Origin of the sequence: Francisella sp. SYW-9, from assembly GCF_008711465.1 — a bacterium.
GTDB lineage: Bacteria > Pseudomonadota > Gammaproteobacteria > Francisellales > Francisellaceae > Francisella.
Genome location: NZ_VXKQ01000007.1, coordinates 150,973 through 166,318 on the forward strand (window position 1 = coordinate 150,973; position 15,346 = coordinate 166,318).

Below are 15,346 nucleotides of genomic sequence, written 5' to 3' on the forward strand. Positions count from 1 at the left end.
AAGGTGATTACTTTGTTATATTTTAGTATTATTTGTTTTTTCTTATCATTATTTTTATTAATTCTATGCTCTAAAATAAGCATACGCATAAAATCACTTGCAACACCTATAACCCTACAAACTTATGCAATTGGAATTATTATCTTATTCGCCTCATCATGGATATTACTATCAAGCATATTCGCCTATGTAATCCTAGGTGCTCTTGGGCTTCCTATCTTCTCAGGTAATACTAAAGGAATAAGGGTTTTATTTGGTCCAACTGGAGGGTATATTATTGGCTTTCTTGTTGTTGCAGTCTGTTTTTACTTTTTAAATATAACCTCAGGCTTCTCGACTGAAAATGTATGGATTATGTTTAGCTGGATGATGATTGTTCATCTTATAATAATTACTTGTGGATTTTGCCGGCTGACTTTTCTAATAGGATATAAAAAAGCTTTTCATAATGGCTTTTTAGTATTAATAATTCCTGCAATAATTAAATCATTGATGATAATTTTAACTTTGATTATATTAAAATATATTCAAATATTTTAATCATATATCTAAACTTATAAAATCAGACCTAGATAGCCATAAAATAAAAATAGTATTTGTGGTATTATAATGCTCATAAACTATTTATTATTATCAAGCATGTCAGGAAATACCTTTGGTAAAATTTTTACAGTAACAACATGTGGAGAGAGTCATGGAGATTCTCTTGCTGCTATTATTGATGGTTGCCCAAGTAATATCCCCTTAAGCGAGGAAGATATTCAAATAGAGCTAGATAGACGTAAGCCAGGACAATCAAAATTTACAACACAACGTAAAGAACCAGATGAAGTCAAAATAATTTCAGGAATTTTTGAAGGAAAAACTACAGGAACCCCTATTGGCTTAATTATAAAAAACCAAGACCAAAAGTCAAAAGATTATGGTGAAATAAAAGACAAATTTCGCCCTGGTCACGCTGATTATACATATTTTAAGAAATATGGAATCCGTGATTATAGAGGTGGTGGTAGATCTTCTGCTAGAGAAACAGCAATGCGAGTTGCCGCAGGAGCTATAGCTAAGAAAATATTAAAACATCATAATATTGAGATTTATGGATATTGCTCACAAATAGGTGATCTAAAAATAGACTTTAAAGAAAAAGATTTTATAAATCAGAATCCTTTTTTTATTGCTGATAAAAGTGCCATCCAAAACTGTGAAGAACTAATTCATAAAATTCGTAAAGAAGGTGATTCAATAGGTGCTGAAGTAACTGTTGTTGCAACTGGATTAGATGCAGGATTAGGAAGGCCTGTTTTTGATAGACTTGATGCAAATATTGCTCATGCTCTAATGAGTATAAATGCTGTTAAAGCAGTAAGTATTGGGGATGGGTTTGATTGTGTTGCTCAAAGAGGTAGTCAACACCGTGATGAAATAACTCAGGAACAAGGCTTTTTAACAAATCATGCTGGTGGTATCCTTGGAGGAATTTCTACAGGACAAGATATAACCGCAAAACTAGCTTTCAAACCTACATCAAGTATCTTACAGCCCGGTAAAAGTATAAATACTGATGGCAATGATACAACAGTCATAACAAAAGGAAGACACGACCCTTGTGTCGGAATACGAGGTGTCCCAATAGCTGAGGCAATGTTAGCACTAGTTATATTAGATGAGTTACTAATTACAAAAGCTTATAAGAAATAATCATGAGTGAACAAGAGTTTTGGGGACTTTTACTTCACTGGGGATACCTCGCTGTAGGTTTAGCGGTTTTTGTGGAAGGAGAAATCTTTCTTATCATGGTTGGTATTGCTACTGCAGCTACACTATTTAGCTATCCTCTAGTAATTTTAGCTGCGACTCTTGGAGCTATTGCTCATGATAATACTATATTTATATTATCTAAATTTATTGGTAAAAAACTCATCCAAAGAAAAGCTTCTTGGAGTTATAAAGCTAAAAAATCCTCTAAATTTCTGGAAAAATATGAGTCTTTAGCTATTTTTAGCATTAGATTTTTATATGGTTTGAGAACTGTTACTATCTTAATAGTTGGTCTAAGTAATATTAGTAAATTGAAATTTATTAGTTTAGATGCCCTAGGTAGTTTCGTATGGGCTTTTTTATATATAACTCTAGGCTATTTATTTGGTCATGCTATATTAAAATTTGTTAATCATGTAGACATATCTAATTGGATTTCCAATAATAAATATTTATCTATATTTATACTTATTTTACTTTCAAGTATCATATACTTTAGTTATAAGATATTTAGATCAATATCAAAGAGGCGTATAAAATGAGTAGTAGATTGGATCTTCTTAAAAAAAGTTCTGATAGTAGTAAAAAAGAGGAAACTAAAAAGAAAAGTTCCCGATCTGATATGTTTAGTGAGAAAATTCAAAAAACTCAACAAGATAAACATAGTGAACTTATAGATAGTCATGACTCAGACGATGAATTTGAAAATGAAGCTGATCATCCAGATACCTCCAAATATGATATTGATATTGATGATGAAGATAATGATAACTCAGATGAGAATGTTAACGTCATTGAAATTAACTTAGATGAAAGTCAAGACCTAGATCCATCACTACTCGGCGATGACTTTGAGCAAGAAAAAGAACAAAAAAAAGAAGCAGATACATCTTCCCTAGAAAATGAAAAAATTGAAACACATGATTCTAGCTTTGAAAATGAGATAGTCGAAGGTAGAGTAACTGTTGATTATAGTGAAAAAGATATCAAGCAAGAGCTAGAGTATACTTTTGATCACCGTGAGCAGATTTTTTATATTCACTTCAAAATAATTAAAGATGGTGGTATGGAAATAAATTCAGAAAAAGTCTTCCAACTTGGAGATATTATTAGAGTATCTATTACCCTAACAGAGCTTAAAGAACAGGTCGGCTGTGAAGCAAGAGTTATTTCTGTATACCCAAAAAGTATTCGCTCATCTAATCAAGAAAATACTAATCAATATCGCTATATGGTACAGTTTATAGGGCCAAATGCTTCAGAAACAGAAAGAGTTATCAACAAATACCTACTAGGTTATAAAGTAAAGTAATTTCTTATGCCAAAACAAAAAACTATTTTTATCTGTCAAGAATGTGGTGCCACTTCACCTCGTTGGCAAGGTCAATGCTATAGCTGTAACCAATGGAATACATTAGTTGAAGAGATTCAAGTAGATACTAAAAAAACTCCAAAATCTCGAGCTGGATTTTCAGGAAGCATCTCAAAAGCTACTGCTCTTTCTGATATAAAAGGTAAAGAATACTCCCGTACATCGACAGGCATCACCGAGTTTGATCGAGTACTTGGTGGAGGAATAGTTAAAGGCTCAGTAACCTTAGTTGGTGGTGATCCTGGCATTGGTAAATCATCTATTTTACTCCAAATAATGGCTTTTTTATCCCTAAGCAAAAAAGTTCTGTATGTAAGTGGAGAAGAGTCTTTAGAACAAATTGCATTAAGAGCAGAAAGGCTTAACCTACCTAAAGATGAACTACTGGTAATGTGTGAAACAAATATTGAGCAAATTTCTAATTACATTATCAAGCATAAGCCAGAAGTTATTGTTATCGACTCAATTCAGACCATGTATAACCCTGAGCTTCAATCAATGGTAGGAGGAGTGTCACAAGTACGTGAATCTACAGCATATATCACACAAGTTGCCAAACAACATGAGATAGCTATTTTTCTTGTAGGACATGTTACAAAATCAGGCGATGTAGCGGGCCCTAGAGTTTTAGAGCATATTGTTGATGCTGTAATCTTCATCGAGTCCCAAGATAATGGCAGGTACCGTATGATGCGCGCACTTAAGAATAGATTCGGTGCTGTCAATGAAATCGGAATATTTGCTATGACTGACAAAGGCATGAAAGAAGTTAAAAATCCATCTGCAATATTCTTAAATAATGGTCGTACAAATCTTGTGGGTAGTGTCATAGTTTCTGTATGGGAGGGAACTAGACCTCTGTTGGTTGAATTACAATCATTAGTTGTTGATAAAAATATTAATCAACCTCCTAGAAGATTATGTGTTGGTATTGATAGTAATCGTTTAGCAATGATTTTAGCTGTTATACAACGTTATATGCATATTGATTTATATGACAAAGATGTTTTTTTGAATGTTGTTGGAGGTATTAAGATAAATGAAACAAGTATAGACTTAGCTCTTATTTTAATAATATACTCAAGTATCAAAGAAATAGAGATACCTCATGATATGTTGATAATGGGAGAAGTTGGTTTATCTGGAGAAATTCGCCCTATCCCATACGGCATAGAAAGGATAAATGAAGCAAGAAAACACGGTTTTAAAAAAATTGTCGTTCCTCAAGCAAATATATCAAAATCATTATCACAAAAAGATATTGAAATTATTGGAATAACTAATCTAAATCAGATAAAGGATATAATAACAGGATAAATAAACATGAACTTTTTAGATATTTTAATAATAATAGTCGTTCTAATATTAAGCCTTTTTGCTTCAGTAAAAGGACTATTTAAAAACATAGTATTATTAGTTTTAATGATCTTCTCAGTTGTTCTTGCTGGAATTTTAGCGCAAAAGATACAAATAGCGTATATAAACTCTTTGATAGAAGATCCTAATATTGCGTATATTGTATCTTTTATACTAGTACTGCTTGGTGCTTATCTAATAATCTTTGGTATTATGAAAGTATTTTTGCGCAATAATAAAGAAAAGGAAAGCCTTACAAATACTATATTTGCTTTTTTTATTGCCTTAGTGCGTTTCAGCTTTGTATTTGCAATAGTTTGCTCAACTCTTAACTCTTTTGATAAAGTTAAGGAAAATAGCTTATGGGAAAACTCAACCATTGTAAAACCACTTGTTAAGTTTGGTGATTATGCATTTAATACAAGAGTTAGAATGCAACAAACAAATTTCAAAGACTATGTACCAAAAAAAGTTGCTGGTGGTTAAATATTAGTTCTCATTTTTTAATTGGCGAGTCATTAATTCTTTAACAATATCCTTAGGCTCAACAAGCTCATATAAAACTTTATATGCAGCAAAGACTAAAGGCATATCAACATCATATTTTTTAGCAAGTTTATAAACTGCTTTTGCTGTTGAGTAACCCTCGACAACATTATTTACTTTCTCTAATGACTCCTCAATAGTCATTCCTTGCCCTAGATAAAGCCCAAATCTACGATTACGTGATTGATTATCTGAACAAGTTAAAAGTAAGTCTCCTAAGCAACTAAGTCCAATAAATGTTTCAGAGTTTGCACCAAGCTTAAGTCCAAGTTTTTTGATCTCAGCAAGGCCTCGTGTAATCAAAGCAGCGTGAGCATTTACTCCAAACTCCATACCATCAGCTGCACCTGCTACTATTGCAAGGACATTCTTAACTGCCCCACCGACTTGAGCTCCAATAATATCTGTAGTTGTATAGCATCTAAAATTCTCGTTACTAAATAACTGTTGAGCATACTTTGCATAATCCATATCTTTTGATGCAACTACCACAGCTGTTGGTAGTTTATTTGCAACTTCTTTTGCAAAGCTAGGGCCTGTCAATAATGCAAATTTCACATCTGGTAAGATACTTTCAACAATTTCACTCAATAACGCATAAGTATCGTGACAAAAACCTTTTGTTGCACTAATAATATTTTGATGTGGTTGTATAACTTCTTTAAGCTCTAAAATAATATTTTTAAAACCTGAGCTAGGTGTTGCTACTAATATATCATCAAAATCTTTAATATGAGCTTTCCATTCTTGAACAGCTTTTAATGTATCTGGAAACTTCTCTATACTTGGAAGATATTTTAAATTATTACTATCTTCTAACATTTGTTGATTATGCTCTTTTCTCCAAGAACTAATTTTGACATTATGTCCCTTATAAGCAAGCTGTAAAGCTAATGCTGTACCCCAAGCGCCTGCGCCTAAGACGAGTATATTTTTTTGCATAACTAAAAATCATCTAACTACTTTATTTCCTACTATATTCTATAGTTACTAAAGTGTAAACACTTCTTACTCATACTTTTATTTTCCTAAGGGTATTTTAGAGTATAAGCTAAAAGATAATTAAACCGTTTTTTTTAGAACTATTAAGAAGAGTTCTAAAATAGGAACTATTCTTTTAGATCGACTAACCGTATACTGTATTATTAAATAGGTAATAAATATAAATCTAATGAAGCAGTTAATAACTGATTTTAAAAGCTCTTTTCGTGAGAATTATTCTGTAATAAAAATAGCTGCCACTTATACATTATTAATATATGCTTACTTTATATTTTCTTGGACTCTTTCTATAGACACTGAGCTAGCAACATATGACTTAGGAAATAGCCAATACTTATATCACTTAGATGTCCAGTTTTTAAGACTGGGTAGACCCATCTTAGGTTTATTGACATATTTAACCGGTTCAGTACCTTTACCATATTTCAACTCAATACTAGCTCTAAGTCTTATTTTTTGTTCTTATTTAATATGGATAACTATATTAAATAAAATCTATAGTAGTAAAAACCTAATAACAATTTTTGGATTATTTTACCTAATATCTCCAATTTATATTTTTCAATTAAACTTTGTTAATCAAAGTATTATTGTTGGATTAGGCTTTTTATTATCTGCACTATCAATATATTTTGTATCTCTATATTTTAGTAAAGAAAAGAATCTCTTAAGTTTTATTTTAAGTACTTTTTTATTATTCCTTTCAGTTGGAATTTATCAATCATTCTTAATATATTTCTTAGGGGGTGCTGCAATAATATTGATTCTTAACTGTCTAAAGTTAAATCTAAAATTTAAAGATGTTTTAGCTTATAGTTTTTATTTACTTTCAATAATTCTTATAAGTCTATTTTTTTACTTTATAACAACCAATATAGTATATTTATTTGTTGGGAAATCTCACTATCTTTTAAACTTCTTTGATGGCTGGTCAAAAGATCACTCAATAATTAAAAGCGTTCAAATACTTATAAAGTATATTTTTGATATTATTAAATCCCCTATTACATTTATTTATGCCCTATGCTACATGACTTTACTATTATTAATTTTTAGAATAAAAAAGCTATATAGTTTAATAATATTTTTAGGTCTAGTAACACCTTTATTACTACCTATTATATTTCTATCGCCAATGCCTTTAAGGATATTATTCTCAATACCTTTAAGCATCGCTATGATCGCTATTCTTTGCTATAAAGTCTTTAATAAAAAACGTCTTATATTAGTTTTAGCTATAGTAGTTGCTCTTTTTAACTTTAAACAAATATGCCTTCTAACATATAGTAAAAACATGGCCGAGAAATATAATGAGAAAATACTTAACACTCTTTATCAAAAAGCATATCAAATGATTGGAAAAGATATATACCATACTCCTATAGTCTTTGTGAGCTCCGGAAAAATTAGTAATAGCTTTTTTATTAAAGAAACTAAAAAGCAACCTTTCTACTTTAATAGTAATTTTGATTTATTTAGTAGTATATTTCCTGGTCCTTCTTGGCAAGAAAGTAACTTAAATCATAGAGCATATTTTTTCTCACATTGGTTAAATAACTACTATAAAATGCCTTCACGTAAACAAATAGAGTTTGGTGAAAAAATTGCGAAAGATATGCCAATATACCCAGATGAAGGCTCTATACTAATCAAGGATAATATTTTAATAATCAAATTATCAAATTAAAAATTTAATAAAAATTGCTATATCCATTGAAAACCATTTTTTTTACAAGTATTATTTCGTTATTTAGCGAAATATAGGTATTAAAAAATGAAACTTGCTGATATTGTTGATTTTCAAAAAGCCTTAAGTGATGAAACAAGGATAAGAATTTTAATGGTAATATACCAACATGAATTATGCCTTTGTCATTTAGCACATATTTTTAAGCTTGCCAATTCAACTATTTCTAAGCATTTAGATATTCTTAGGCGTAATGGCTTTATCCATAAGCGGAAGCAAGGACGATTTCATTACTTTTATTTTAACTCTATTTATAAAGAACAATTAAATTGGCTCTTTAAGATACTTGAAGATGATAATACCATCCAAAATGATCAAAAAATAATCAAGCAAATGATAAAAGAAAAGCTTGAACACCTACCTGAAATACATGCAAAGGAGAACTTACTATGAATGGTAATAACCAATATCTAGAGTTCAAGGTATACGGTCTAGACTGTATCGAAGAAGTAAATATTATAAAAAAAGCTTTGGGAAAAAAAGTATCAGAAGATAATATGCAATTTGACCTACTTAACGGTAAGCTTTTAATAAATCAACAAGATATTTCTGAAAAAGAAATTATTTCTTCAATCAAGAAATCAGGTCTAAATGCCACAACTTGGGATAAACATCTTGCAGATAATCAAAACCCTAGTTTTATTAGTAAAAACTTGCGTTTAATCACAACATCTATTAGTGGTATTTTAATAATCTTTGCATATTTATTTCATGCTCTTGATCATGGCTTTGTAAATGCCTTTATAGATAATGATAATGGTTCAGGTACAACACTTGCTCTAATATCACAATTTAGCTATATTTTGGCAATAATATTTGGTAGCTGGTTTGTTTTCCCAAAAGCTATCTCATCACTAAAGCGGCTAAATGCTGATATGAACCTACTTATGGTAATCGCAATACTCTGTGCTGCAGCAATTGGACAACTTTTTGAAGCTGCAGTTGTAAGCTTCTTATTCTCTTTATCTCTTGTTTTAGAAGCATGGAGTGTTGGCAATGCTCGTTCAGCAATAACCAAGCTTATGGATCTAACGCCAGATACAGCCTTAGTATATTGCTGTCATGATAAAGAGTTTGAAGAAAAGCCTTTAGCAGAAATCAATGTAGGCAAAAGGCTACTTATCAAACCCGGTCAAAAGATTGCTCTTGATGGTATTATTATAAAAGGCGATAGTTTTATAAACCAAGCTCCTATCACAGGTGAATCAATTCCTGTAGAAAAACAAGTTGGTGATGAAGTTTTTGCTGGTAGTATAAATGGCAACTCTACGATTGAAATTAAGACTACAAAAACAGCAAGTAACTCATCTATAGCAAAAATTATACAAGCCGTAGAGCATGCACAATCTAAACGCTCGTCATCAGAAAAATGGGTTGATAAATTTGCCAGAGTTTATACTCCTTGTATGATAGTACTAGCTATATTAATAGCTGTTTTTCCTCCACTACTTCTAGCTCAGCCATGGATTAAATGGATATATCAAGCTTTAGTTATTCTTGTAATAGCATGTCCTTGCGCACTAGTTATATCAACTCCAATATCGATAGTTTCTAGCCTTGCAAGAGCTGCACGAAATGGTATTTTAATAAAAGGTGGAAACCTCATTGAGATCCCTACAAAACTTAAAGCTATTGCTTTTGATAAAACAGGAACCTTAACTAAAGGTCTACCAATAGTAAAACAAACTATTGTTAGTGATAACTTCTCTAAAGAGCAATTAATAGCTATAGCTGCTAGCTTAGAAAAAGCAGTTGATCACCCTATTTCTAAAGCAATTATTGATTATGCTAACCAAAATAATATACAAATCAAAGAAGCTCTAAGTACAAAAGTCGTTGGCGGCAAAGGTATAACTGGACAAATTAAAGACTCATCTTATTGGTTAGGAAGCCATGCTTTTGCTCATGAGAAGCAACTTTGTAATAATAAAACTCTACATGAGCAAACAAGTAAACTTGGAGAGAATGGTTTTACATTAATATTTGTTGGAAATGATAAGCAGATAATTGGAGCTATAGCAATACAAGACAGTATAAAAGATAACATTAGCGAAGCGCTAAAACAGCTAAAAGAATCTGGAATTAATAAAAATGTAATGCTTACTGGAGATAATTTAGGTACAGCAAAAACTATTGCCAAGCAAGCTGGTATAGATGAATACTATGCAGAGCTTCTACCGGAAGATAAGGTCACTAAAGTAGAAGAGCTTGTAGATAAATATACTAATGTTGCAATGGTTGGTGATGGTATCAACGATGCGCCAGCTCTTGCTAGATCAAATCTAGGTATTGCTATGGGAGCTATTGGCAATGATATCGCTATAGAAACTGCTGATATTGCTCTAATGTCTGATGATATTGGTAAGCTACCATGGCTGATTAAGCATTCTAAAAGAACACTGAATATAATAAAACAGAATGTAACTTTTGCGATAGCTGTAAAAGCTATATTTATATCATTAGCTATGGCAGACTTAGCAACTTTATGGATGGCAATTGCCGCAGATATAGGAACAACACTTATTGTAATAATAAATGCGTTAAGATTATTAAAATAGTTTAGATATCATATCTAGTCCATAAAGGTAACATTCTTTTTATGTCTCTCATAAATTTAAATAAACCAACATTTAATTCAACATTACCATTAGGATCTGTTACTTTCTGAGGGAATCCAATACCAACACCAAAAAGTCCTGGTGCTATAATTCCTGTAGTAGGATCATAACATCTTACATCAACACCCTCTGCACTTGGAACTCTTTGTTGGAATCCTGTAGCATAAATAACTTTATTATACTTATTTAAATGGTTATTCACATGCTCTTGTGTAGATGAATATCTTTTAACTCTATTATCTAAATTTTGAGAGATATTCTTTCTAACCCACTTAGCTGTCTCACCTTTTAAACCAGAGTTATCATAAAGAGTATAGTCTCCCATATTAACAGCATATTTAAGTGGCTCTAGATAGAAGTTAGCAACATCATTAACACCTGCTTCTAATAAATTTCTAATAATTATCATAGCTGAATGTGATGAACCAAAAACTGCCACTTTATCATCAGATTTAAGCTCTTGTTTTAATTTACTAGGAGTTAAAGCCGTTGATAAATCAATCTCTTCAGTTACTTCAAAATTATGGATATTTAATGATTTTGGTATAGCTCCTGTAGCAAGAACTACTTTCTTAGCAGCATAATGGCCATTTTCACCACAAATATCCCAAACACCATCAGATACTTTTAAATCTGTAATCATATCTTTACTGTGGTTAACTCTATTTAGAAGATCATTTGTAACCCATTGTAATGGCGTAGTAACTTCTTTTAATAAAGTAAATCCATCTCTATCAAGGTTATCTAAAGGAAATTTTTGATCATTTTTTTCATAATTGAATGATTTTATATCTTCTATAAATCTAAAGAAAAGCTCTACAGATGTATTACTGCTTACTTCACCCCACTTTTCTCCAAAATCTCCAACCTCAAAAAGTGGATCAATCCATAACACATCACTTGCTTTAACACCATTATCTAATAAAAGGCCTAATGCAGCCATACCTGCAGGACCTGCGCCTATTATAGCCCATTCATATTTTTTAGAATTTTGCATTTGTTTATCTCCAATTTTCTATTAAGTTTAACAATATATTAATTTTATATTATATAGAAGCTCTCGCTACGATCCTAATTAGTAATTCTGATATTGCATATCAGAAAACCTTATAATACAATCTTAATATATAAGCATAACTAAAGTTGATATGAAAATCACGTTAAAACAGCTTCAAGTTTTTGTTAATACTGCCAAAGCTGAATCAATTAGTGTTGGTGCAGAAAAATGTTTTATCTCTCAGGCTGCAGCAAGTATGTCATTATCTCAACTTGAAAATATGCTTGATACAACTTTGTTTGATCGTGTTGGCAAACGCATGAAACTAAATGCCAATGGTAAAAATCTTCTAACAAAGGCCATTAAAATATTAGATGAAGTCGAAGAGTTTGAAACTTTTAGTGATAGTGATCCAAACTTATCTGGCAAAATAATTGTAGGTGCTAGTACAACAATAGCAAACTATATACTTCCTAAATATGTAGCTACATTTAGAGAAGCCTATCCAGATGTAAGCTTTGAAATAATATCCGGTAATACTCAAAAAATCATTAACAGTGTTGAAACGCTAAGCTGTGATGTAGCTTTTATAGAAGGTGAATGCAATAGTCAAAGCATTGAAACTAATCTATGGAGAAAAGACGACTTAAAAATTATTTGTCGAGCAAATCATCCTTTATGTGAGAAGGAAAATATAAAAATAAAAGATCTTTTAAAATACGAATGGGTCACTAGAGAACTAGGCTCAGGAACATTTGATATTTTTTTTAACGCTCTTGAAGATAATATGTCAAATATTAAAAAAGCAATTACCCTAAGTGGTTCAGAAGCTATAAAACAATATATTTCTCATAGTGATTGTCTAGCATGCTTATCAGGAATAATAACTAATTACTCAGAAGACACTAGTAAATATAAAATACTTAAAGTACAAGATCTCGACCTTAGACGTAATCTATATAGATTACTACACAAGAAAAAATATCATACAGCTCTAACAAAAACTTTCTGTGACTTCATAGAAGAAAATTTAAAATAGACTTGAAAAAATAATCATTTCATACCATCTTTATACTTAGATAACTCACTTGAAGGAGAGAAAAAATGACATTTGGAATAATTCTACTAATTATCATTGCAATAATTGTAATATATATAGTAATGACATATAACAAACTAATATCTGAAATAGAAACTGTTAAAAACTCAGAAAAACAAATTGATGTTCAACTAGATCGTAGAGCTAAGGTCTTTGACTCTCTAGTTAATGTTGTTAAAAAATATATGGACTATGAACAAACAACTCTTAAACAAGTAGTTGCACTAAGAAGTAAAGCAAATACTGCAAAAGAACAAGGAGATACTCAAGCAAGAATCGCAGCTGAAAACAAAATCTCTGATTTAGCAAAAGGTATCAATATCCAGTTTGAAAATTACCCGGAACTAAAAGCTAATCAAAATGTAATCCAACTACAAGAAGAAATTACATCTACTGAGAATAAGCTAGCTTTTGCAAAACAAGCACTAAACGACTCTATTGAAAGATATAATGCACACAGAAAATCATTTTTTGCGGGTATTGTGGTTAATTTCTTCAAAAAACTAAATGAAGATTTTATTTACTGGAATATCTCTGAAGAGAAGAAACAACAGCTAGAAGACTCTAGAGTGGAACTATAAAATGTCAAACACTGATAACCTTCAATACGGCTCAGTAAATTGGCGCGATGTTGTTCGTAAAAACACTCGTCGTACATATTTTGTAATAGCAACATTCTTGATTGTATTCTTTTTACTAGGAATTTTTGTTGATACTTTTTGGCGCTATAGTGAACTTGCAAATTATTACTATACACATACAGGTAAACAGTTACCTATTAGCCAAGTATTTATGTGGCTTGCAACATTTCAGATACCTCCATATGCAACAATGATAATATCAATAATTGCTATAATATGGATTTTTATAACCTTTAGTATGTACGACAAAATTATGCTCTCAGGCACGCAATACCATGAAGTATCTGCTGATAGCCAAGACCCTCTAGCAAAAAGAGTCTACAATGTCGTTGAGGAAATGAAAGTTGCTGCTGGAATGCGTTATATGCCCAAGGTATTTTTAATTGATGCAAACTATATGAATGCTTTTGCATCAGGATACTCTGAGAAATCTGCAATGGTTGCTATTACAACAAAACTTGCAAATGCTCTAAATCGTGATGAACTTCAAGCGGTAATGGCACATGAGCTAACACATATCCGTAATCAAGATATTAAGTTAAATCTGTTTACAATGGTTTTATCTAACATGATGTTAATCATTATGGATTTCTTGTTCTACTCGGCTCTTTTCTCAGGTAATAACCGTGATAGTAACAATCGTAATAATAATGCTGCGGCTTTTTTCATCATAATTATGATTTTAAGATATGTTTTACAAATCTTTACAATATTTATGATGCTCTTCTTAAGTCGAACGCGTGAGTATATGGCTGATGCAGGAGCCGTTGAACTTATGCGGACAAATATGCCGATGGCAAATGCTCTTATAAAGATTGCAAATGATAGTCATACACAAGAAGCTCAATATAGTTATAAACACAATAAAAATGAAAATCTTCGTCGTGCATCATATATATTTGATCCTTTAAGTGCAGGATTTAACGGTGGTGATATGTCAGATCTTTTCTCTACTCACCCTTCTATAGAAAAAAGGCTGGCATCAATTGGAGTTAAATCAAAATAGTCATAGATACCAAAAAAACTACATCTTTTAACATTACAACCCGTTAAATCTACATTTTTTTTGATAAATATATTATAATGACTGAGAAATTTTATTCATAACTATAATTCTAAAAACAAAAATTAACGCAAAATAAGTGAAATACATGTCAGATCAACAACCACGTAAGAAACTTTCATTAGGTAGAAAAAAATTATCTACGACTAGAACATCATCTATTAGCTCTAACCTTAAAACTAAACTACAAGCTAAAAAAGAAGATAATATTCAAACTTTCTTTCAAAATACTAATAAAGAGCTTCGAGAGCTATATCAACAAAGAAAAACTCTAGAAGAACAAATTAAACAAATAGAACAACGACTACTCTTTGCAAAAAGCGAACCGTTACAAGACTTTTTATTTGAATTAAAATCAAAAGATTTTGATTTAATGGTACAGATAAATTCCTTTGTAAAAAGTATCTAAATAATCAACTTAAAATATTGATTCAAATATCTCTTTAATACCTTTTTTAGCTAGACCTAACATTTTTGCAAACTCCTCTTCCGAGAAGTCTTTGCCTTCTGCTGTTCCTTGAATTTCAATCATACCACCATTTGAATTTATTACGACATTCATATCTGTTTCAGCATTCGAGTCTTCATCATAATCAAGGTCTAATACTGGCTCATTATTATAAATTCCTACAGAAATAGCTGCTACTTGTGATAAAAGAGGATCAACATCAGCCTTTATCATACCTTTTTCTTTCATATATTTAATAGCATCTTTAATAGCTAGTGACGCTCCAGTTATAGAAGCTGTACGAGTTCCACCATCTGCTTGGATTACATCACAGTCCACTTTAATAGTATTCTCACCTATTTTAGTTAAATCAACACTTGCTCGTAATGCTCTGCCTATTAGTCGTTGGATTTCCTGAGTTCTACCTGATTGCTTACCTCGAGCAGCTTCTCTATCCATTCTGGTATGTGTTGAGCGTGGAAGCATACCATATTCAGCTGTTAACCACCCTTCTCCAGAGTCTTTTTTAAATCTTGGTACTCCAGCCATCACTGAAGCTGTACAAAGAACTTTTGTATCACCAAACTCTATAAGAACTGAACCTTCAGCATGTTTTGTAAAATTATGTGTAACTTTTACATTACGCAACTGATCATTATTTCTACCACTTGGACGCATTTTGGAATCCTTTTATTAATT

16 protein-coding genes are annotated in these 15,346 nt (G+C 31.2%); 13 read left to right on the forward strand and 3 right to left on the reverse strand.

Annotated elements, in window-relative coordinates:
* Positions 1 to 12: 12 nt before the first annotated feature.
* The 6 genes from F3D62_RS02660 (at position 13) to F3D62_RS02685 (ending at position 4,972) form a co-directional block, all read left to right on the forward strand.
* Positions 13 to 540 (forward strand): biotin transporter BioY, encoded by a 528-nt coding sequence (locus F3D62_RS02660; protein WP_191092516.1) that lies wholly within the window; start codon positions 13 to 15, stop codon positions 538 to 540.
* Positions 541 to 639: 99 nt separating this feature from the next.
* Positions 640 to 1,698 carry a chorismate synthase gene (aroC, locus tag F3D62_RS02665; protein WP_150466892.1) on the forward strand — a complete coding sequence of 353 codons (1,059 nt, stop codon included), beginning with the start codon at positions 640 to 642 and terminating at the stop codon, positions 1,696 to 1,698.
* A gap of 2 nt (positions 1,699 to 1,700) precedes the next feature.
* Positions 1,701 to 2,300, forward strand: coding sequence for a DedA family protein (locus tag F3D62_RS02670; RefSeq protein WP_150466708.1), 600 nt, complete (start codon positions 1,701 to 1,703; stop codon positions 2,298 to 2,300).
* Positions 2,297 to 3,070 (forward strand): PilZ domain-containing protein, encoded by a 774-nt coding sequence (locus tag F3D62_RS02675; protein WP_150466709.1) that lies wholly within the window; start codon positions 2,297 to 2,299, stop codon positions 3,068 to 3,070. Before F3D62_RS02670 ends, F3D62_RS02675 begins: the two co-directional genes overlap by 4 nt.
* 6 nt (positions 3,071 to 3,076) lie before the next feature.
* Complete coding sequence (gene radA, locus F3D62_RS02680) at positions 3,077 to 4,447, forward strand: DNA repair protein RadA (protein WP_150466710.1); 1,371 nt, start codon at positions 3,077 to 3,079, stop codon at positions 4,445 to 4,447.
* A 6-nt stretch (positions 4,448 to 4,453) separates the two neighbouring features.
* Entirely contained in the window at positions 4,454 to 4,972 is a 519-nt protein-coding gene (locus F3D62_RS02685; protein WP_150466711.1) for a CvpA family protein, read from the forward strand.
* 3 nt (positions 4,973 to 4,975) lie between these two features.
* On the opposite strand, the gene F3D62_RS02690 is transcribed toward F3D62_RS02685, so the two are convergent.
* Positions 4,976 to 5,974 (reverse strand): NAD(P)H-dependent glycerol-3-phosphate dehydrogenase, encoded by a 999-nt coding sequence (locus F3D62_RS02690; RefSeq protein WP_150466712.1) that lies wholly within the window; start codon positions 5,972 to 5,974, stop codon positions 4,976 to 4,978.
* Between the two features lie 229 nt (positions 5,975 to 6,203).
* Here F3D62_RS02690 and F3D62_RS02695 point away from each other — a divergent pair, with 229 nt between their 5' ends.
* From F3D62_RS02695 to F3D62_RS02705, 3 genes are all read left to right on the forward strand, one after another.
* Positions 6,204 to 7,721, forward strand: a complete 1,518-nt coding sequence (locus F3D62_RS02695; RefSeq protein ID WP_150466713.1) for a glucosyltransferase domain-containing protein — start codon at positions 6,204 to 6,206, stop codon at positions 7,719 to 7,721.
* An 87-nt stretch (positions 7,722 to 7,808) separates the two neighbouring features.
* Positions 7,809 to 8,174 carry an ArsR/SmtB family transcription factor gene (locus F3D62_RS02700; protein WP_150466714.1) on the forward strand — a complete coding sequence of 122 codons (366 nt, stop codon included), beginning with the start codon at positions 7,809 to 7,811 and terminating at the stop codon, positions 8,172 to 8,174.
* The gene (locus F3D62_RS02705; RefSeq protein ID WP_150466715.1) at positions 8,171 to 10,339 is read left to right on the forward strand and encodes a heavy metal translocating P-type ATPase; all 2,169 of its coding nucleotides are present in this window, start codon (positions 8,171 to 8,173) and stop codon (positions 10,337 to 10,339) included. The genes F3D62_RS02700 and F3D62_RS02705 overlap by 4 nt, the downstream gene beginning before the upstream one ends.
* Before the next feature lies 1 nt (position 10,340).
* Here the strand turns inward: F3D62_RS02705 and F3D62_RS02710 are convergent, their stop codons facing one another.
* Complete coding sequence (locus F3D62_RS02710; protein WP_150466716.1) at positions 10,341 to 11,396, reverse strand: FAD-dependent oxidoreductase; 1,056 nt, start codon at positions 11,394 to 11,396, stop codon at positions 10,341 to 10,343.
* Between the two features lie 151 nt (positions 11,397 to 11,547).
* Between F3D62_RS02710 and F3D62_RS02715 the strand changes: the two genes are divergently transcribed.
* The 4 genes from F3D62_RS02715 to F3D62_RS02730 all read left to right on the forward strand — a co-directional run bounded on the left by F3D62_RS02715 (position 11,548) and on the right by F3D62_RS02730 (position 14,608).
* Positions 11,548 to 12,435: a LysR substrate-binding domain-containing protein gene (locus F3D62_RS02715; RefSeq protein ID WP_150466717.1), complete on the forward strand. Its 888-nt coding sequence runs from the start codon at positions 11,548 to 11,550 to the stop codon at positions 12,433 to 12,435.
* Between the two features lie 65 nt (positions 12,436 to 12,500).
* Entirely contained in the window at positions 12,501 to 13,076 is a 576-nt protein-coding gene (locus F3D62_RS02720; protein WP_150466718.1) for a LemA family protein, read from the forward strand.
* 1 nt (position 13,077) lies between these two features.
* Positions 13,078 to 14,142, forward strand: a complete 1,065-nt coding sequence (htpX, locus tag F3D62_RS02725) for a zinc metalloprotease HtpX (RefSeq protein WP_150466719.1) — start codon at positions 13,078 to 13,080, stop codon at positions 14,140 to 14,142.
* Positions 14,143 to 14,287: 145 nt separating this feature from the next.
* Positions 14,288 to 14,608 carry a hypothetical protein gene (locus F3D62_RS02730; RefSeq protein WP_150466720.1) on the forward strand — a complete coding sequence of 107 codons (321 nt, stop codon included), beginning with the start codon at positions 14,288 to 14,290 and terminating at the stop codon, positions 14,606 to 14,608.
* Positions 14,609 to 14,617: 9 nt separating this feature from the next.
* Here the strand turns inward: F3D62_RS02730 and rph are convergent, their stop codons facing one another.
* Complete coding sequence (gene rph, locus F3D62_RS02735) at positions 14,618 to 15,325, reverse strand: ribonuclease PH (protein WP_150466721.1); 708 nt, start codon at positions 15,323 to 15,325, stop codon at positions 14,618 to 14,620.
* Positions 15,326 to 15,346 lie beyond the last annotated feature (21 nt).

What these genes read in the sequence shown, in the direction of transcription:
- F3D62_RS02670 (WP_150466708.1), top strand. Translation starts at nt 1,701, where the DNA reads ATGAGTGAACAAGAGTTTTGGGGACTTTTACTTCACTGGGGATACCTC.
- F3D62_RS02700 (WP_150466714.1), top strand. Translation starts at nt 7,809, where the DNA reads ATGAAACTTGCTGATATTGTTGATTTTCAAAAAGCCTTAAGTGATGAA.
- radA (WP_150466710.1), top strand. Translation starts at nt 3,077, where the DNA reads ATGCCAAAACAAAAAACTATTTTTATCTGTCAAGAATGTGGTGCCACT.
- F3D62_RS02715 (WP_150466717.1), top strand. Translation starts at nt 11,548, where the DNA reads ATGAAAATCACGTTAAAACAGCTTCAAGTTTTTGTTAATACTGCCAAA.
- F3D62_RS02695 (WP_150466713.1), top strand. Translation starts at nt 6,204, where the DNA reads ATGAAGCAGTTAATAACTGATTTTAAAAGCTCTTTTCGTGAGAATTAT.
- rph (WP_150466721.1), bottom strand. Translation starts at nt 15,325, where the DNA reads ATGCGTCCAAGTGGTAGAAATAATGATCAGTTGCGTAATGTAAAAGTT.
- F3D62_RS02710 (WP_150466716.1), bottom strand. Translation starts at nt 11,396, where the DNA reads ATGCAAAATTCTAAAAAATATGAATGGGCTATAATAGGCGCAGGTCCT.
- F3D62_RS02720 (WP_150466718.1), top strand. Translation starts at nt 12,501, where the DNA reads ATGACATTTGGAATAATTCTACTAATTATCATTGCAATAATTGTAATA.
- F3D62_RS02730 (WP_150466720.1), top strand. Translation starts at nt 14,288, where the DNA reads ATGTCAGATCAACAACCACGTAAGAAACTTTCATTAGGTAGAAAAAAA.
- F3D62_RS02705 (WP_150466715.1), top strand. Translation starts at nt 8,171, where the DNA reads ATGAATGGTAATAACCAATATCTAGAGTTCAAGGTATACGGTCTAGAC.
- F3D62_RS02685 (WP_150466711.1), top strand. Translation starts at nt 4,454, where the DNA reads ATGAACTTTTTAGATATTTTAATAATAATAGTCGTTCTAATATTAAGC.
- aroC (WP_150466892.1), top strand. Translation starts at nt 640, where the DNA reads ATGTCAGGAAATACCTTTGGTAAAATTTTTACAGTAACAACATGTGGA.
- htpX (WP_150466719.1), top strand. Translation starts at nt 13,078, where the DNA reads ATGTCAAACACTGATAACCTTCAATACGGCTCAGTAAATTGGCGCGAT.
- F3D62_RS02690 (WP_150466712.1), bottom strand. Translation starts at nt 5,974, where the DNA reads ATGCAAAAAAATATACTCGTCTTAGGCGCAGGCGCTTGGGGTACAGCA.
- F3D62_RS02675 (WP_150466709.1), top strand. Translation starts at nt 2,297, where the DNA reads ATGAGTAGTAGATTGGATCTTCTTAAAAAAAGTTCTGATAGTAGTAAA.